The sequence below is a fragment of the Novosphingobium aeonii genome, assembly GCF_052279045.1.
GTDB lineage: Bacteria > Pseudomonadota > Alphaproteobacteria > Sphingomonadales > Sphingomonadaceae > Novosphingobium.
In genome coordinates this window covers 735,926-753,821 of the sequence record NZ_CP176832.1, presented here as the reverse complement: position 1 = coordinate 753,821, position 17,896 = coordinate 735,926, and the positions used below count along the sequence as shown (strand labels likewise).

The following is a 17,896-nucleotide window of genomic DNA, read 5'->3' as shown; positions in this document are numbered from 1 at the left end:
GGATGCTTCACTAAAAGGCGAAAGGCTTTCTATGGCGCGCGTTGCTATCGTTACCGGTGGGACCAGGGGTATCGGGGAGGCTGTTTCACTGGCCCTCCAGGAACGGGGTCACACCGTAGTTGCAAATTACGCAGGCAATGAAGAGAAGGCAAAGGCCTTTACGGAACGGACCGGAATCCCTGCCTACCGGTGGGACGTCGGCGACCACGAAGCCACGCTTGAGGGCGTGGCAAGGGTGACCGAAGAAGTCGGTCCCGTGGACATCGTCATCAACAACGCGGGCATCACCCGTGACGGCGTGCTTCACAAGATGACCTTCGACGACTGGAACGAAGTCATGCGAATCAATCTTGGCGGTTGCTTCAACATGGCCAAGGCCACGTTTTCCGGAATGCGGGATCGCGGCTGGGGTCGCATCGTCAATATCGGCTCGATCAACGGCCAGGCCGGACAATATGGCCAGGTGAACTACGCCGCAGCCAAATCCGGCATCCATGGCTTCACGAAGGCCCTGGCGCAGGAAGGCGCCAAGTACGGCGTCACCGTCAACGCCATCGCGCCCGGCTACATCGACACGGACATGGTGGCAGCCGTTCCCGCACCGGTCCTTGAGAAGATCGTGGCGAAGATTCCCGTCGGCCGCCTCGGCAGCGCTTACGAAATCGCTCGCGGCTGCGCGTTCCTCTGCTCGGAAAATGCAGCGTTCGTGACGGGATCGACGTTGAGCATCAACGGCGGCCAACACATGTATTGAGGCGTTACGCGTATCAGGCGGGGGCCCGGCCGTCGCCTGATACGCAACTATCCCCGATGCGGTCCGAACAGGATCACTGCCGCCCCGACAAGACAAAGCGCGGCGCCTCCCATATCCCAGCGATCCGGCTTCACACCTTCCGCCAGCCAGAGCCACAGCAGCGCGGAGGCTATGTAGATTCCGCCGTAAGCCGCATAGGCACGCCCGGCATGATCGCTTTCGACCAGCGTCAGCAGCCAGGCGAAGATCGCCAGCGACATGCAGCCGGGAATGAGCCAGAGCGGCGACTTTCCCATGCGCAACCAGGCCCAGAAGGCAAAGCACCCGCCGATCTCGGCAAGCGCCGCACCGACGTAGATCAGGACTGACAGCACGGCCTGCGTGCCTTCAGCCGAACGCCTGCCTGAGCCACTTGACCAGTTCGGCAAGGTCCGGGCCTTCCAGCGAAACCGCATGTCCCAGGTCGGGAACCTTGGGCCAGCCACAGTCGACGAACTCCCGCCCCTTCCATTCGCGGGTACCTTCGTAACGCGGGATCACATGGAAATGGACGTGAGGGTCCACCATCATCAACATGAGGTAGTTTATTCGGGCATAGGAAACCGCCTTGCCCAACGCGCTTTCGATCGCGGCGGTCACGATCTTCAGGTCGGCATGTGCTTCGGCGGCGAGATCACCGAACGCGGTGGCCTCCGACTTCGCCGCCAGTACCAGCGAACCCAGCGTCGGCTGGGCAGGCCTTGCCAGCACCACCCAGTGATCGAATTCGGCGACGAGCGTGGCCGGATAGCCGAACTTTTCCATCGTCCCGTTCATTACCGACGCTCCTTCAGGTTTCCGCCAACCACGAGGTGATCTGGCCGCCCCGCGCCCGAACGATCCAGGCCTGCACCAGGCGCACGGCATGAACGAGGCAGGAAATCGCGGTCCACCACGCCACGGCGATCAGGCCAAGATCCGGTCGCGCGAACAGCATGGCGACGAACAGGATCACCATGTTGGGGTTGCGACGGGCCGTGATGAGCCGGAACCGGCTATCGAATTTGCGCCAGACGTGAATGTGCATCAGGCTGTTCTGCCTCATGAACACGCCTTCGATCAGGCGCTGAACAACGTATCCGCCCTGGATCGCTCCCTGCACCCACCAGAAGGTAGTCGTATCGTAGGCCAGGCCCCAGGTAGCGAGGCCGGTTGCCCAGAACCACCACCAGAACGGTGGATGGACGAGATCCATGCCGTGGTCCGCAACATTACCCCATTCCGAAGACGTGATCGTGCAGCGGGCCAGTTTGCCGTCAACGGTGTCCAGAACCATGAACACGAGGCCCAGCGCCATTCCGAGCCAATAGTGCCCGTAGGCGAAGAGGAAGGTCGCGGCCACGCAGAACACCGCGCCGACGGCGGTGACCATGTTCGGCGTGATGTGCAGCTTCGCGCAGACGCGCGTCAGTACCAGGGCCCATTCCGGCCAGAGGTATTTGGTCAGTACATCGGTGACGCCCTTGTAGGCCCCGAAGTAGCTGGCCCTTTCGATCGGACGCACGGTCTCAGCGTCAAGCGCCATGAGAAACGGCGTCTCGCGCTTGCGAAGCTGCTTGTTTTCCACGGTGGGGCCACTCTCGAAGGCAACCACATCGAGTCCCGGTGGATCGCCAAGCGGAGTGCCCGATCTCATCGCCTCCGCGACTCGGGAGGCCTGATCTGCATCGGCCGCATAAGCGAGCGCGGGGACACCGCCGAGCGTGAGCACCATGCCGGGGCGCGTGGTGATGTATTTGAACCACGCCGGATCCCACGCAAAAGCGGCGTTCGAAAGAACCGCAGGGCCTGCAGGAACGGTAGAGCCGGGAACCAGTCCGTTCGCGCGCGCGATGCGCGCGACGCGCTCGGCCATCGTAAGACCCCAGAGCTGAACGGGGTTTTCGCCGATATTGACGACGAGAGGGGGAGTGTCATTTTCGACCATGGACCGGCCGTAATATGTCACGCCTCCACTGGCAATCTTGCGAGTTGCACAGAACGCGCAGGAAATTGAGGGTCTTGCAAGTGGCGCTAATCCGCCATAGAACTGTAACCTTAATGTGTCAGTTGATGTTTCCTGATGATTTTTCGGCTCGGGATGCCTACATAGGCCCCCGTGTACGGAACCATTTACGAATTCGAAACGCTGCCGACATCCGGTGAGCATGACGGCCGGCGCAAATCGGCCAGCCTGGCGCGTTCAGCCCAGCGGGGCCGCGCCGTGCCTCTCGTAGGTATCATCCGCAATCCTCGCAGCCACCGCAACAAGGGCCACGCGCCCGAGATGGCGGACTGTTCCAACATCCTTACGGAAACGCCGCGCACCCGCACGGATCTCTACGGCGTGCTCGAAAGCTTCGCCCGCCGCGGGATCGACTATCTCGTGGTGGACGGCGGAGACGGAACGGTGCGCGACGTTCTGACCTGCGGCGCAGATATCTTCGGTGAGGAATGGCCGACCTTCATCGTCCTTCCCAAGGGAAAGACAAATGCGCTCGCCATCGATCTTGGCCTACCTAACCAATGGTCGCTCGCCGAAGCTCTCGCCGCGGCGCACAAGGGCAACAAGCTGACCCGCCGTCCCCTGCGGATTTCCTCGAGGGATGACAGCAACGGTTGCATTCAGGGCTTCATCCTCGGCACCGGGGCATTCGCGCTCGCCACCGAGGCTGGCCAGGAAGCGCACCGCCGGGGCGCGTTCAACAGCTTTGCCGTGGGCCTGACGGTCCTTTGGGGCATCATCCAGACCCTGTTCGGCCGTGCCGGCAACCCATGGCGTTCCTGCACGCCCACCCGTCTGGTGAACCGCCACACCGGCCGCGACTTGCCTTATCAAGGGCCAGGCCGTTCGGACGAGCGCTTCATGGCCGTCGCAACGACGTTCGAGCGTTTCCCGCTCGGCGCCCGCCCCTTCGGCAGCGACGTGGCCCCGGGCATGAAGCTGGGTGTTATCGACTGGCCGGTGCGCTGGGTCATTGCCCTGCTTCCGGCGGTTCTGTTCGGGTTCTGGGGCAAGTTTCTTGAACGGCGCGGCGTTCATCGTTTCTGCGCCAGCGCCGTCGATCTTGAACTGGACGGCTCCTTCATCCTCGATGGCGAAGCGTTCCCGGGCGGCGATTACGTGCTTGAGGAAGGCCCGCAACTGACGTTCGTGGTCCCCTGAAAACAGTTTTCCGGCGCTTGATTTCCGGGCGCCGCTGCCCGAGCATGACGTCATGACCGAAGATCTCGAAGGACGCGTCCGCAAGGCCATCCAGCGCCCGATCGAACCCGAAATCCGCGCCTTCGCGCAGCGCCTCGCCCTTGCAGCAGGCAACGCCGTGGCGGTGCTGTTCTACGGCTCCAACCTGCGCACGGGCTCGCTTGAAGGCGTTCTGGATTTCTACGTCCTCACCGAAGGCCCCCAGATCGAGAAGATCTGGCCTCGCGTCAGCTATCATGAGTGGACGTTCGAAGGCATTCCCCTGCGCGCCAAGGTCGCGACCATGGCTCTGGAAACCTTCCGCGCCGCCGCCGCCGGCGAACTGCTCGACACCACCATATGGGCCCGCTTCGTCCAGCCCTGCGGCCTGGCCTGGCTGCGCGACGAAGCCGCGATCGGCCCCGTTGCCGAAGCGGTCTCCGGCGCCGCCCGCATTGCAACCCGGCTTGCGGTTTCTCTGGGACCGGAAGCGGGAACGGCGGAAGACTATTGGCGGGCGCTGTTCAGGGCGACATACGCGGCCGAATTCCGCGTCGAGAAGGCCGGGCGGGAGGATTCGATCCTCGCCGTCAATCGCGGGCATTTCGACGGCCTGCTCCCCCTGGCGCTGACCGCCGACGGCATCGATTTCACTCGGGAACCCAAGGGAACGATCCGCCCTGCCCTTGCGGCTCGGGAGCGTAACCGTGCCTTGAACTGGTGGAAGCGCCGCCAGCGCCTCGGCAAGCCTTACAACGTGCTCCGCCTGCTCAAGGCATCCACGACGTTCGACGGTGCGGCCCGCTATGCCGCGTGGAAGATCGAACGTCACACAGGCGTACCTGTCACCATAACCCCCTGGCGCGAACGCCATCCGGTTCTCGCGGCTCCCGGCGTGCTCTGGCACGTGTGGCGCACAAAGAAGGCAATGGAGCGCAAGCCGGCATGAAGCCCGCCGCGCTCATCCTCGCAGGTTCTCGCCCCGGCGCGCCCGATCCTGTCGCCGCGTCCGAGGGAGTCAGCCACAAGGCGCTGGTCAAACTGGAAGGCCAGCCGATGCTCGCCCATGTCGCCCATGCGCTCCGTGATGCCGGGATCGAGCGTGTGGCCGTCATCGCCAACGATCCTGCCGTCGTGGCGCTGGCGCAAATGTTGAATTGCGAGGTAATCCCTGCCGAAGCCGGGCCAAGCGCAAGCGTCGCCGCCGGTTTTGTACGGCTGGGTGCGCCGATGCTCATCACCACGGCGGATCACGCCCTGCTGCGCGGGGAATGGGTCAGCGACTTCCTTCTCGACACGCCCGAAGATGCCGATGTCGCCATCCTGCTCGCCCGGCGTCAGGCGATCGAGGCCGCCATGCCCGGTTCCCGGCGCACATATCTGCGCTTTGCGGACGGGCACTGGTCGGGTTGCAACTTGTTTCTGCTCAACTCAAAGCGCGCCGAAAGCGCGATAAAGACCTGGAAACTGGTGGAGGCGGACCGCAAACGCCCCTGGCGCATAGCCGCCCGCCTCGGCCTCGGCATGTTGCTGAGCTACGCGCTGGGCAGACTGACCCTCGCAGCCGCCCTCGGCAGCCTGGGCACGAAGATCGGCATAAGGGCCAGCCTGGTGGCAGCGCGTGACGGGCTGGCCGCAGTCGATGTGGACAAGCCCTCCGACCTGGTCGACGCGCGCGGAATACTGGCGCAGCGACGGGAGGCCGGGGGCCAGTCCTGATCCGTTACATGTAGCGCATCTGGATGCGGATCGATTTCACTTCCTTGCCGTCCACCGGCACGCCGACCTTGGTATAGCTGGGCTTGCCGAGGTTGAAGATGTTGATCGACGGATTGTTGGACATGGCGCCGCCATCAGTGCTGATATCGGTCGAACCATTGCCATTGACGTCATGGCGGACCGCGATTCCATAAGATCCCGCAGCGGAAACCGGCACGCAGAACGTCATCGATCCCGCCTTTGCCGGAACCTCGATACGCTTCAGCCACTTGCCCTTGGAAAGCCATTCGGCCGAAGTCGCGCGGTAGGATTGCACCCTCAGCTTCCCCTGAGAGGACTTGATGCCATCCACCGTCACCATGATCGACGGTCCGCCACCGGCTCGGCACTGGCTCATGTCGTTGCGGATTTCGTCGCGGTACTGCGCGGCAGCAGGAGCGGATACCGCCAGGGCGGCCAAACCGGCCGCGGCCAGCAGCACGCCCGAACGCCTGTTCATTGGGAAGGGGGCCTTGGGGAACGTCACACTCATCTCCGGTTCCATAACGCTCTGCGCAGCACGCACGGCCTGGCTGAAGCGCGCGCAACTGCGTGATTTTTCTGGCGCCGCACTGCCATCGAGGCCGTGAATGCACTCTGAATTGGCAGTTCACAATGGCTCAATCACGTGCCGGTTCCCCGGTGCTGCCGGCTGCTCACCCGCCGCCACCTGGTGGATTTACGGGCGACCTCCATATGGCGTGTGGAAAACGGCCAGTGGGGCGCTTGTACCCCCCAGATGTGGTGGCCTATCCTTCACATCGAGGAGTACCGTTTTCCACCATGACCACGCCGCTGATCTCGCCCTCCATCCTGTCCGCCGACTTCGCCCGCCTGGGTGAGGAAGTTCGCGCGATCGACGAAGCCGGCGCGGACTGGATCCACGTCGATGTCATGGATGGTCACTTCGTGCCGAACATCACCATCGGTCCTGCCGTGGTGAAGGCCCTGCGCCCCCATTCGGCCAAGGTGTTCGACGTGCACCTGATGATCTCTCCGGTCGACAGCTACCTCGAAGCCTTCGCGGAAGCGGGTGCCGACTACATCACCGTCCATCCCGAGGCCGGACCGCACGTTCACCGCACGGTGCAGACGATCCACAATCTCGGCAAGAAGGCCGGCATTTCGCTCAATCCCGCGACGCCCGCCAAGATGCTCGACTATCTGATCGACGACATCGACCTGGTCCTGATCATGAGCGTAAACCCGGGCTTCGGCGGCCAGAGCTTCATCTCCAGCCAGCTTCGCAAGATCGAGGCCGTGCGCAAGATGATCGACAAGTCCGGCCGCGACATTCGCCTCGAGGTGGACGGCGGCGTCGATGCCAGGACCGCACCGCTTTGCGTTTCGGCAGGCGCCGACGTGCTCGTCGCCGGTTCCGCCACTTTCCGCGGCGGACCTACGCAATATGCCGCGAACATTCGCGCCCTGAAGGGACTCGCCTGACGGGGACGGACTGAAACAGTGACCCCAGACACCCAGCCGGGTTCCCGCGCGGGAACCTGGGGGGACTTCGGGCCATTTCCCCGATGGGCGGGAGCTAGGCCCGGATGGACCGGAGCGAGGAGGGTGTCTTGAACCAGAATGTGAGCGGATCAACCGCCCTGGACCGGCAGGAGCCGGACATCACCGATATCTCCGCATTCGCAGCCGATGAATCCGATCTCCTCTCGCCCCGCACGGTGGGCGGCGAGGCGAAAGTCGAAGTTGCGCACATTGAAAGTGGCCGCGCTCTCGCGCTTGCCGACTTCTCGCCCCCCTCCGTCGGCCCCGGCGAACGCCTTATCCGTTTTGCCTACCGACTCGGCATTCCCGGCTCGATGCTCTCGGCGCCCATGGGCAAGAAGGCACGCACCCGCCTCCTCGCCACCGTCAACAATACGCTTCCCGGCCATGTCGCCGCGGGCACCGCACTGCGCGCCGGTCACTTCCTGATTCACGGCGCCAAGACACCGATCGCGCAAGTCGACTATGCCGGTGCCGCCCGCGTCACCCCGCCGCTCGAACGCGTGGTTCACAGCTTTTCCTGGCTCACCGACCTTGAAGCCTGCGCCCCCCGTGAGCAAGGCACGGCCGTAGCCGAGCGCATCCTTACCGCCTGGCTCCAGGCCAACCCCAAGCCCCCCGGCAAACCCGGCAAGGGCCCCGCCTGGGCCGTCGGCAATACCGGCGCCCGCCTGATGAACTGGCTGGCGCACGCGCCACTGATTCTTTCGGGCGAAAAGGCCCTGCGCAACCGCACGCTGGCGCATATCTCGGATACCGCGCGCTGGCTCGATCGCCACGTCCACAATGCAGAGGACGGCCTTGCCGAAGTGGCAGGCTGGTCCGCCATCGTCGCGGCGGGGCTGCTCCTGCCCGATGGACGGCCGCGCCGGCTCTATGGCGAAGCCGGGCTGGTCAAGTCGCTCGGCGAACTGATGGGCGACGACGGCGGCGTGCTTTCCCGCAGCCCGGTTGCGCAAATGGAAGCCATCGCGCTGCTCGTCCGCCTGCGCAACTGCTATCACGCAACCCGCCGGGACGCGCCCAAGGCGGTCGAGCGCGTCATCGAAATGCTGATCCCGCCGCTGCTGGCCCTGACTCATGGCGATGGATCGCTGGGCTCCTGGCAGGGCGGCTGGGCTGTCGACGGGGATGACGTGAACGCCCTCGTTCGCGCCACCGGCGTCCGGACCCGTCCGCTGCGCGACGTGAGGCAGTGGGGCTATCAACGCGTGCTCGCCCACAAGTCCATCCTCCAGTTCGACACCGCGCCGCCTCCTTTGCCCGCACACGCCCGTCACGGCTGCGCCTCGACCCTGGCTTTCGAAATGTCTCACGGCGGGCACCGCCTGATCGTGAATTGCGGGGGTTCCGCCAGTGGCGGCGGACTGGTGCCGGTCCGGCTCGAACAAGGCCTCCGTGCGACTGCGGCGCATTCCACGCTCACTTTGGACGACGCCAATTCCACGGCCGTGCTCATCAACGGCGCGATCGGATCGGGTGTCAGCGAGGTTGATGTCGACCGCAAGACGCTCGTGCAGGAAAACGGCGGCAACGCCACCCGCCTCGAGGCCAGCCACAATGGCTACGAGGCTCGCTACGGCCTCACTCACCGCCGCATCCTGATCCTGCGTGACGACGGCACCGAACTGCGCGGCGAAGATCTGCTCCTGCCCGCCAATCGCAAGGGCAAGCGCGGCAAGGTCGGCTTCGCGATCCGCTTCCATCTGGGCCCACGAGTAGAAGTGGGGCTGACGGCGGACGGACAGGGGGCTGGCCTCGCCTTGCCTGACGGCAGCTACTGGCAATTCCGCAGCGCCGCCGGCGAAGTCACCGTCGAGGATTCGCTATGGGTCGACGGCCAGGGCCGCCCGCAGGCAACGCAGCAGCTCGTGATTCAGGGCATGGTTTCCCGCGGCGGCGGGAATTTCGGGTGGCTTCTCAAGAAAATGGGGTGATTTTGTCCAAGGCACGCCACGGGTTGTGCCTTAGCCACCTTGCAGGCTCGGCTCTGCCGACCTAGAGGGCGCGCAAATCCTTTGCCCGCCCCATTCGCGAGAGGCCCTTCAATGACCGATATCGTCCCGATTCGCCGCGCACTGCTTTCGGTTTCCGACAAGGCCGGCCTCGCCGACCTCGGCAAGGCGCTTGCCGCGCGCGGCGTGGAACTGGTTTCGACCGGCGGCACCGCCAAGGCGCTGCGCGATGCCGGGCTCGAGGTGAAGGACATTTCAGACCTCACCAATTTCCCCGAAATGATGGACGGCCGCGTCAAGACGCTGCACCCCAAGGTCCACGGCGGCCTGCTGGCCGTGCGCGACAACCCGGAGCACGCCAAGGCCATGGCCGATCACGAGATCGGCGCGATCGACCTCGTCATCGTCAATCTCTACCCCTTCGAAGCGACCGTGGCCAAGGGTGCCGACCGTGACGAAGTGATCGAGAACATCGACATCGGCGGCCCATCGATGGTCCGCTCCGCTGCGAAGAACCATGCCTTCGTCGCCATCGTCACCGATCCCAAGGACTATGCCGGCCTGCTCTCCGAGTTGGAGACCACCGATGGCGGCACCACGCTGGCCTTCCGCAAACTGCTGGCGGCGCGCGCCTTCGCGCAGACCGCCGCTTACGATTCGATGATCTCTCAGTGGTTCGCCTTCGCCGACCAGGGCCTTGAGTTCCCCGAGATGATCAGCGTCAACGGCCGTCTTTCGACCGAACTGCGCTACGGGGAGAATCCGCACCAGAAGGCCGCGCTCTACACCCCGGTCGGCCCTTTCACCAAGGGTCTGGCCCAGAGCGAGCAGGTGCAGGGCAAGGAACTGTCCTACAACAACTACAACGATGCCGACGCCGCCTTCGAGCTGGCTGCCGAGTTCAAGGGCCAGCAGCCCGCCGTGGTCATCGTCAAGCATGCCAACCCCTGCGGCGTCGCTCAGGGCGAAACCCTGCTCGATGCCTGGCAGGGTGCGCTGGCCTGCGACGACGTTTCGGCCTTCGGTGGCATCGTCGCGGTGAACACCACGCTCGACGGCGCCACGGCGGAAGCGATCTGCCAAATCTTCACCGAAGTCGTCGTCGCACCTGACGCCGACGAGGAAGCCCGCGCCTTCTTCGCCAAGAAGAAGAACCTGCGCCTGCTGCTCACCGGCGAACTGCCCGATCCGCGCCGCGCCGGCCTGCTCGTGCGTCAGATCACCGGCGGCCTGCTGGTGCAGAACCGCGACAACGGAGCCATTGGCCTCGACGATCTCAAGGTCGTGACCAAGCGCGCGCCGACCGAGCAGGAACTGAAGGACTGCCTGTTCGCCTGGACCGTGGCCCGTCACGTCAAGTCCAACGCGATCGTCTATGCCAAGGACGGCATCACCGCCGGCATCGGTGCGGGCCAGATGAACCGCCGCGATTCCTCGCGCATCGCCGCGATGAAGGCCGCGGAAGCCGCCGAGAAGTTCGGCTGGGCCCAGGCACGCACGGCGGGTTCGGCTGTGGCGTCGGACGCCTTCTTCCCCTTCGCGGACGGATTGCTGGCCGCTGCCGAGGCGGGCGCCACCGCCGTGATCCAGCCGGGCGGCTCGATCCGCGATGACGAAGTCATTGCCGCGGCCGACGAAGCGGGCCTGGCGATGGTCTTCACCGGCATGCGCCACTTCAAGCACTGAGGGACCGAAACGGCAGGAAGGCGAGGATGTTACCCTCGCCTTCCTTGCCCGCGTGTAGGAAACTGCGCGGCGCAGCGCGCTCAGGCGCCACGCGAGAACATTGACCAAATTGTGACGGTTCCCGCCCTTCGTCGCGGCAGAATCACAACTCATCGCAGAATGGGCTGCAGTTCGTCGCCATTCACTGGACGTCAAGGCGATTCGCGCCAAGTGAGCGCCACGCAATCGTACCACAACCATATGAGCTGATTTTCGTCATGGGACTCTTCAAGGCCGACTTTTACCGCTTCTTCGCTCTCGGCTTTGCCGGTGGTGCGCTGCTGGTGCTCGGCGTGATGGGGATTGGCGGACATTCGCTGACCAGCGGCATCGTGCCTCCGGCCGAAGCCGCAACGCCCGCACGCTGATCGCACGGGCCGGGCGCCCTCCCGGCACCTTTCAATTGCACGCGGCAAGGCCAGTGCCCATATGGGGCGCATGGCTAATGCGCATCATCATCACGAACACTCGGGCGACAACCTGATCGAGGCTGCCCGCGCGGCTCTTATCGAATCGGGCGAGCAGTGGACCGAGATGCGTGCGGACGTCTTCGGCGCACTGGCGGAACGTGAACGCCCCGCCTCCGCCTACGATCTGGCGGAGAGCGTATCCGCCCTGCGCGGCAAGCGCGTGGCGCCTAACAGCGTCTACCGCATTCTCGATCTTTTCGTGCGCACCAACCTTGCCCGCCGCGTGGAAAGTGCCAACGCCTATCTGGCCAACAGCCACCCCGGCTGCCAGCATGACTGCATCTTCCTGATCTGCGATGTCTGCGGTCAGGCCGTCCACATCGACGATGACAAGCTGACCGGCGCGCTTATCGCGGCGGCGAAGCAGGCCGGCTTTGCGGGCGTGCGCCCGGTTGTCGAACTGCGCGGCACCTGTGCGGCCTGCAGCTGAGAGTCTTACCGAAATTCGGTTAAGCTGAGGATATTCCCGTCAGGATCGGGGAACCACGCCACCAGTGCTGTTCCGTCCGGCGCTGTCCAGATGCCGTCGGCGTCCTGCCCGAAGCCTTCATAGACGTTGAATTCCACACCCCTTCCCCGCAAGGAGCCGACCGCCGTGCGAATGTCGGACACCGTCCATCCCAGCACCGTATGCTGCGTCGGTACATGGCCGGCATGACTGGTCAGCCGCATCGCCCCGCCGCCAGCCAAGGCGAAAGCAAGCGCGAATTCCTCTTCCGCGATAACGCGCAGTTCCAGCACGTTTTCATAGAAGACTCGGGCGCTTGCCCGGTCGCGGGTCATCACGAAGGCCACTGGCGATGCTTCGGAAAGTCGCAACATATGGACTGCTCCCACGTTTTTCCTGTCATTTCGGGTGCTACCGGCATATTGCCCGTCGCTTAATTCGACACCAGAACACGTAAAGTGTACAAGCAGACCATGACAGCCAACCCGGCAACGCCGCTCCTCGATACCGTCGATACGCCTGACGATCTTCGCAAGCTCAAGCCTGCGGACCTGCGACAGCTGGCCGACGAACTTCGCACCGAGATGATCTCAGCCGTCGGACAGACCGGCGGACACCTCGGCTCGGGCCTTGGCGTGGTAGAGCTGACCGTGGCGATCCATTACGTGTTCGACACGCCGACCGACCGGCTGATCTGGGACGTGGGCCACCAGGCCTACCCGCACAAGATCCTGACCGGCCGCCGCGACCGCATTCGTACACTGCGCCAGGGCGGCGGGCTTTCCGGTTTCACCAAGCGTTCGGAAAGCGAATACGACCCGTTCGGCACGGCTCACAGTTCCACCTCGATCTCAGCCGCGCTCGGTTTTGCGGTCGCCAACAAGATTAAGGGGACGCCCGGCCGGGGCATCGCCGTTATCGGTGACGGCGCGATGAGCGCGGGCATGGCCTATGAGGCGATGAACAACGCCGCAGAAGCCGGAAACCGACTGATCGTCGTCCTCAACGACAACGACATGTCGATCGCGCCGCCGGTCGGCGGGCTTTCCGCCTATCTTGCGCGCCTCGTCTCTTCGGGCCGATTCCTCGGCCTGCGCGATCTCGCCCGCAAGTTCGCACGCCGCCTCCCCCGCCCCCTCCACGCCGCGGCCCGCAAGACGGACGAGTTCGCGCGCGGCATGGCCATGGGCGGCACCCTGTTCGAAGAACTGGGCTTCTATTACGTCGGCCCGATCGACGGCCACGACCTCGACGCATTGGTCCCCGTGCTGGAAAACGTGCGGGATGCCGCCGAAGGCCCGATCCTCGTCCATGTCGTGACCCAGAAGGGCAAGGGCTACGCCCCCGCCGAGGAAGCGGCCGACAAGTACCACGGCGTGCAGAAGTTCAACGTCGTCACCGGCGAACAGGCCAAGGCTCCTGCCGGCCCGCCGAGCTATACGGGCGTCTTCGCCAAGGCACTGGTCGCCGAGGCGGAAAAGGACAACCGCATCTGCGCGATTACCGCTGCCATGCCCTCGGGCACGGGGCTCGACAAGTTCGAGCAGAAATTCCCGAATCGCAGCTTCGACGTCGGCATTGCCGAACAGCATGCGGTCACTTTCGCGGCGGGCCTCGCGGCTCAGGGCATGCGCCCGTTCTGCGCGATCTACTCGACCTTCCTCCAGCGCGCCTTCGATCAGGTCGTCCATGACGTCGCGATCCAGAACCTGCCCGTGCGCTTCGCGATCGACCGCGCCGGCCTCGTCGGCGCCGACGGCGCGACTCATGCCGGCTCGTTCGACGTGACCTACCTTGCCACACTGCCGAACATGGTGGTCATGGCCGCTGCCGACGAAGCGGAACTGGTCCACATGGTCCACACCGCCGCACAGTATGACGCCGGCCCAATCGCCTTCCGCTATCCACGCGGCAACGGCGTGGGCGTGGACTTGCCGGAAACGCCGCAGCTTCTCGAAATCGGCAAGGGCCGTATCGTCCGCGAAGGCACCAAGGTAGCCCTGCTCTCGCTTGGCACCCGCCTCGGCGAAGCGCTCAAGGCTGCAGACGTGCTGGAAACCAAGGGACTGTCGACCACCGTTGCCGACTTGCGTTTCGCCAAGCCGCTCGACACCGATCTGATCCGCAAGCTCATGCTGAGCCATGAGGTCGTCATCACCGTCGAGGAGGGCGCCATCGGTGGCCTTGGCGCACATGTTCTCACCATGGCGAGCGACGAAGGTCTGACCGACGCCGGGCTCAAGATCCGCACCATGCGCCTGCCGGATATCTTCCAGGATCAGGACAAGCCCGAGACCCAGTACGACGAAGCTGGCCTCAATGCACCGCAGATCGTCGATACCGTACTCAAGGCCCTGCGCCACAACAGCGCCGGCGTGAACGAAGCACGGGCCTGACGCGGCGCTCGCCCGAAGGTCATTCACGCCCGCTGGAACAGGCCGGTGAAGGTTCCCCTGCTGGTCGGTGCGGTTGCCGTGTCCGGCCTCTATCTCGCGGTCGTTCTCGCGCTTTACCTGGGGCAGCGCGCGATCATCTATCCCGCACCGCGCGGACCGGCATCAATTCCCTCGGGTTTCGAGAAAGTAACGCTCCACACGGCTGACGGCCTCGCCCTCACCGCAGCATGGCGCCCTGCAAAGTCGGGCCGCCACACCGTGCTGTTCTTCCATGGCAACGGCGACAGTCTCCCCGGCGCTGCCGCCGCCACCGAAGGCCTTGTGAAAGCCGGCTACGGTGTGCTTCTTGCCGACTATCGCGGCTATGCGGACAATCCGGGCAAACCGACCGAAGAGGGGCTCGCGCTGGACGCAGAAGCGGCGCTGGACTTTGCAAACCGCAGAGGCATTGCCGCCAACCGGATCGTGCTGATGGGTGCTTCACTGGGAACGGGGGTCGCGGCGGAACTGGCCACGAAGCACTCTCCTGCGGCGCTGGTGCTGATATCGCCCTTCACCAGCCTGCCGGATGTCGCGGCCGCAGCAGTTCCCTGGGCTCCGGTGCGCCGACTGATGCTGGACCGCTTCGACAGTCGCACGGCGATTGCCCGGGTCAAGGCCCCGATCCTTGTCCTCCACGCCGCCGACGACCGGGTGATCCCTCTGGCTCAAGGCGAAGCGCTCGCACAGGGCGCGCCCCATGCCAGATTCATCCGCTTCGAGCAGGGCGGCCACCAAATCCAGTTCGCCCGGCCCACGCAAACGGCCATCGTCGGATGGCTGAAGGGCCAGGATATCTAGGTCGTAAACCTAGGACCAAGGGCCATGCCCCCTGTCCTGCAAGGCGCTCGCGACGAAGCGGCCTGTGCAAAGACGATATTCCGAAGGTCTGGGGCTCTCCCCCAGACCTTCGGATTTACTTCACCAATCGTAGGCCTTCGGCAGGTACGTCCGATCCAGGCTCTTGTACCGCTGCTTCAGCCGGCTCTGATGATTATCGAGCGGCTGCTTTACGCCATCGATATAGACTTCGACCGGTGCCGAGGAGAGTTCCAGCGGGTCGCCGTCCCAGATGACGACATCCCCGACCGCGCCCGGTGCCAGAACGCCTTCCTTGCCGCCCATACCGCTGATTTCGGCAGGAATGGAGGTAATGGCGGCCAGCGCCTCACCCCAAGTCAATCCCACCGCGCCCGGCAGCTTGTTCAGAGCCACGAGGTTTCCGGCCTGCTGCGGCGCATAGCGTGGCTGATTGCTGCCCGCGAACATGCCGATGGCAACCTTGACGCCCGCCTTTTTCATCCGGCCGACGTTCGACTGGGTCGCCGCGAGACTTTCAAAGCTGGCCGGAAGATCCCGCAGCGGCATGGTGATCACCGGCACCTTTGCGGCCGCGATGGCACCGGCCACGAGCCAGCCTTCCGTGGCGCCCACGAGCACGAGGTTCAGCTTGGGAAACTCGGTCTTGAGCGCCAGCACGCTGCGGATGTCTGCCGCACGTTCGACCCCGACATAGAGCGGCTGGCGGCCGTCCAGTACCGGTGCAAGCGCTACCGCATCGGCACGGGTGAGCAGGGCATCGCTGCTACGCCCGGCATTGGGTGCGGCAACCACTTCGCGCGCCTCACGCAAGGCGTTGCGCAGCGCGACATGCGCTGCCACGCGGCTACCACCGGCGAGCCGGGCTCCGGCTTCCCCAAGTTCCACGAACTGGAAAGCCCGGGATGCGTTGACCGTATCGGGACCCGTTCCAAGGCCGATCAGCGCGCCCTGTCCCGCAAAGATCGAGCCCCCGTTGAAGGGGGCCACGCTGGCGCGCGTAACGCCGCCTTCGCGGCTGATCGCGATATGCTCGCTGGAAGGGTTTATCGCCGGCGCGACATCGAGCGCGGCATTGAAGGGGGACTTGTCCGCTTCCGTGTCATTGCTGTTCGACACCGCTTCGACATCCCAGAGACCGAGGTCGGTCACGGCGGAGAACAAGCCCGGCGTCACCCACTTTCCGGTTCCGTCCACGCTCCGGATACCCGCCGGCACGGCAACTCCGGCTCCCGCGGCAACGACCTTGCCGCCCCGCACGATCACGGTGCCATGCTCGATCGGCGCGCTGCCGTCACCGGTGGCGACGGTGGCATTGGTGATCGCGAAATCCTGTGCGGAGGCCGCACCGGGCAGCGCTACCGCCGCAAGGGCGGCGATGATGATGGCACGGCGGCTCATTTCACGTCTCCTGCACCGGGCTGCCCCAATTCGAAATCGCTTACCGGACGACGTTTTGCATCCAGGGCATCGAACATCAGGGCCCCGTCGATCCAGACCTTCTCGGGTCGCGAGTAGACCGAGAGCGGATTGCCGTTCCACAAGACCACGTCGGCCATCTTGCCCGCTTCGAGGCTGCCGGTCTTCTCGCCGATGCCCATGGTCTTGGCGGCATTGTAGGTGAACCAGCCAATGACCTTGGCATCGGGAATGTCGATGCCGATGCGGCGGCCGTCGGCCTGGGCCTTGGCGGCTTCCTGGTTGAGGCGCTGGATGCCGTTCTCGTCGTCCGAGTGAATCACCACGCAAGTTCCCGCATTGGCGAGCAGCGCGGCGTTTTCGGGAATGCCGTCGTAGGCTTCCATCTTGAAGCCGTACCAATCGGCCCAGACGGCGACGCAAATGCCATTCTCGCGAAGGAGATCGGCGATCTTGTAGGCTTCCACCGCGTGGTGGAACGCCGTGACCTTGTAGCCCATTTCCTTGGACATATCGATCACCTGCGCCATCTCGTCCGCGCGGTAGCAGTGATTCTGGACGAGGATTTCGCCCTTGAGCACGCCTTCCAGCGTATCCTTGCCGAGATCGCGCTCGGAATGATCGCCGTCCATGTACTGGCGTGCGTCGATCCACGCCTGACGGTCGACCGAGAAGTTGCCCATGCGGGTCGAGGGCTTCTGCCCCTTCTCGCCATAGACGCGCTTGGGGTTTTCGCCGCAGGCCATCTTCAGCGAATAGGGCGCACCGGGGAACTTCATGCCCTGCACGGTAATGCTCGGCACGTTCTTCAGGGTAACCGCACGGCCGCCGATGAGATTGCCGGAGCCTGGCAATATCTGGAGGCTGGTAACGCCGCCGTTGGCCAGGGCGCGGGTGAAGCCGGGGTCCTGCGGCCAGACCGAGTGCTCCGCCCAGACGTCGGGCGTCGTCGGGCTGGTCATCTCGTTACCGTCCGCCAGCGCGTCGACGCCGGGCGAAGGATAGACGCCGAGATGCGAATGGATGTCGATCACGCCGGGAGTCACGAACTTGCCGGTGCCATCGATGCGGGTGTAGCCGTCCGGGATCGCCATGTCGGCGCCTCCCACGGCCTGCAACTTGCCATCCCGGAACAGCACGACACCATTGTCGATCCGCCCGCCGCGCCCGTCATAGACGGTTGCCCCGACGAGCGCCGTAGCCGTTCCCGGATAGGACCTGTAAGTTGACGGATAAGGATCCGCGACGACCTCGGCCGCTTTCTTTTCCTGCTTCTTGGCATCCACGCTCTGAGCGCTCAGGGCCAGCCCCGCGCTCAGGACAAGCGTGGAAGACCAGCGCCGCAATCCCGGCGATACCCTCATGTCAGTTTCCCCTGTTCAAATGCGATCCGGCCCGAAGAACT

18 protein-coding genes are annotated in these 17,896 nt (G+C 64.6%); 11 read left to right on the top strand and 7 right to left on the bottom strand.

All coding sequences use genetic code 11. The annotated features are described in order from the left end of the window. The first annotated feature begins 31 nt into the window (after window positions 1-31). A complete protein-coding gene (phbB, locus tag ACLIMP_RS03825) occupies window positions 32-754 on the top strand; it encodes an acetoacetyl-CoA reductase (protein ID WP_054441110.1) in 723 nt (240 codons plus the stop codon). 47 nt (window positions 755-801) lie between these two features. Here the strand turns inward: phbB and ACLIMP_RS03820 are convergent, their stop codons facing one another. The 3 genes from ACLIMP_RS03820 to ACLIMP_RS03810 are packed head-to-tail and all read right to left on the bottom strand — an operon-like array spanning window position 802 to window position 2,720. After that, window positions 802-1,128 (bottom strand): YnfA family protein, encoded by a 327-nt coding sequence (locus ACLIMP_RS03820; protein WP_054441112.1) that lies wholly within the window; start codon window positions 1,126-1,128, stop codon window positions 802-804. A gap of 13 nt (window positions 1,129-1,141) precedes the next feature. Then, complete coding sequence (locus ACLIMP_RS03815; RefSeq protein WP_185998266.1) at window positions 1,142-1,570, bottom strand: HIT family protein; 429 nt, start codon at window positions 1,568-1,570, stop codon at window positions 1,142-1,144. A 13-nt stretch (window positions 1,571-1,583) separates the two neighbouring features. Continuing rightward, window positions 1,584-2,720, bottom strand: coding sequence for a CDP-alcohol phosphatidyltransferase family protein (locus ACLIMP_RS03810; protein WP_324697640.1), 1,137 nt, complete (start codon window positions 2,718-2,720; stop codon window positions 1,584-1,586). 171 nt (window positions 2,721-2,891) lie between these two features. Between ACLIMP_RS03810 and ACLIMP_RS03805 the strand changes: the two genes are divergently transcribed. From ACLIMP_RS03805 to ACLIMP_RS03795, 3 genes are read left to right on the top strand one after another with little or no spacing between them, the layout of a single operon-like run. Next, window positions 2,892-3,938, top strand: a complete 1,047-nt coding sequence (locus ACLIMP_RS03805; protein WP_054441119.1) for a diacylglycerol/lipid kinase family protein — start codon at window positions 2,892-2,894, stop codon at window positions 3,936-3,938. Between the two features lie 52 nt (window positions 3,939-3,990). Beyond that, complete coding sequence (locus ACLIMP_RS03800) at window positions 3,991-4,905, top strand: hypothetical protein (RefSeq protein WP_324697636.1); 915 nt, start codon at window positions 3,991-3,993, stop codon at window positions 4,903-4,905. After that, the gene (locus ACLIMP_RS03795; protein WP_324697634.1) at window positions 4,902-5,675 is read left to right on the top strand and encodes a nucleotidyltransferase family protein; all 774 of its coding nucleotides are present in this window, start codon (window positions 4,902-4,904) and stop codon (window positions 5,673-5,675) included. The genes ACLIMP_RS03800 and ACLIMP_RS03795 overlap by 4 nt, the downstream gene beginning before the upstream one ends. A gap of 4 nt (window positions 5,676-5,679) precedes the next feature. On the opposite strand, the gene ACLIMP_RS03790 is transcribed toward ACLIMP_RS03795, so the two are convergent. Beyond that, complete coding sequence (locus ACLIMP_RS03790; protein ID WP_054441125.1) at window positions 5,680-6,174, bottom strand: DUF2141 domain-containing protein; 495 nt, start codon at window positions 6,172-6,174, stop codon at window positions 5,680-5,682. Window positions 6,175-6,497: 323 nt separating this feature from the next. Here ACLIMP_RS03790 and rpe point away from each other — a divergent pair, with 323 nt between their 5' ends. The 5 genes from rpe (at window position 6,498) to ACLIMP_RS03765 (ending at window position 11,800) form a co-directional block, all read left to right on the top strand. Next, a complete protein-coding gene (gene rpe / locus ACLIMP_RS03785) occupies window positions 6,498-7,160 on the top strand; it encodes a ribulose-phosphate 3-epimerase (protein WP_132469364.1) in 663 nt (220 codons plus the stop codon). A gap of 128 nt (window positions 7,161-7,288) precedes the next feature. After that, window positions 7,289-9,157: a heparinase II/III family protein gene (locus tag ACLIMP_RS03780; protein WP_292636979.1), complete on the top strand. Its 1,869-nt coding sequence runs from the start codon at window positions 7,289-7,291 to the stop codon at window positions 9,155-9,157. Between the two features lie 111 nt (window positions 9,158-9,268). Beyond that, window positions 9,269-10,861 (top strand): bifunctional phosphoribosylaminoimidazolecarboxamide formyltransferase/IMP cyclohydrolase, encoded by a 1,593-nt coding sequence (purH, locus tag ACLIMP_RS03775; RefSeq protein ID WP_324697630.1) that lies wholly within the window; start codon window positions 9,269-9,271, stop codon window positions 10,859-10,861. A 257-nt stretch (window positions 10,862-11,118) separates the two neighbouring features. Continuing rightward, a complete protein-coding gene (locus tag ACLIMP_RS03770; protein ID WP_324697628.1) occupies window positions 11,119-11,268 on the top strand; it encodes a hypothetical protein in 150 nt (49 codons plus the stop codon). A 70-nt stretch (window positions 11,269-11,338) separates the two neighbouring features. Then, window positions 11,339-11,800, top strand: a complete 462-nt coding sequence (locus ACLIMP_RS03765; protein ID WP_054441163.1) for a Fur family transcriptional regulator — start codon at window positions 11,339-11,341, stop codon at window positions 11,798-11,800. Window positions 11,801-11,805: 5 nt separating this feature from the next. On the opposite strand, the gene ACLIMP_RS03760 is transcribed toward ACLIMP_RS03765, so the two are convergent. Next, a complete protein-coding gene (locus ACLIMP_RS03760; protein ID WP_443478048.1) occupies window positions 11,806-12,165 on the bottom strand; it encodes a VOC family protein in 360 nt (119 codons plus the stop codon). A gap of 126 nt (window positions 12,166-12,291) precedes the next feature. Between ACLIMP_RS03760 and dxs the strand changes: the two genes are divergently transcribed. Next, a complete protein-coding gene (gene dxs / locus ACLIMP_RS03755) occupies window positions 12,292-14,214 on the top strand; it encodes a 1-deoxy-D-xylulose-5-phosphate synthase (protein WP_185998895.1) in 1,923 nt (640 codons plus the stop codon). Window positions 14,215-14,259: 45 nt separating this feature from the next. Further along, complete coding sequence (locus ACLIMP_RS03750) at window positions 14,260-15,054, top strand: alpha/beta hydrolase (protein WP_324697623.1); 795 nt, start codon at window positions 14,260-14,262, stop codon at window positions 15,052-15,054. A gap of 120 nt (window positions 15,055-15,174) precedes the next feature. On the opposite strand, the gene ACLIMP_RS03745 is transcribed toward ACLIMP_RS03750, so the two are convergent. Then, a complete protein-coding gene (locus ACLIMP_RS03745; RefSeq protein WP_443478047.1) occupies window positions 15,175-16,473 on the bottom strand; it encodes an amidohydrolase family protein in 1,299 nt (432 codons plus the stop codon). After that, window positions 16,470-17,855: an amidohydrolase gene (locus ACLIMP_RS03740; RefSeq protein WP_443478046.1), complete on the bottom strand. Its 1,386-nt coding sequence runs from the start codon at window positions 17,853-17,855 to the stop codon at window positions 16,470-16,472. The genes ACLIMP_RS03745 and ACLIMP_RS03740 overlap by 4 nt, the downstream gene beginning before the upstream one ends. Between the last annotated feature and the right edge of the window lie 41 nt (window positions 17,856-17,896).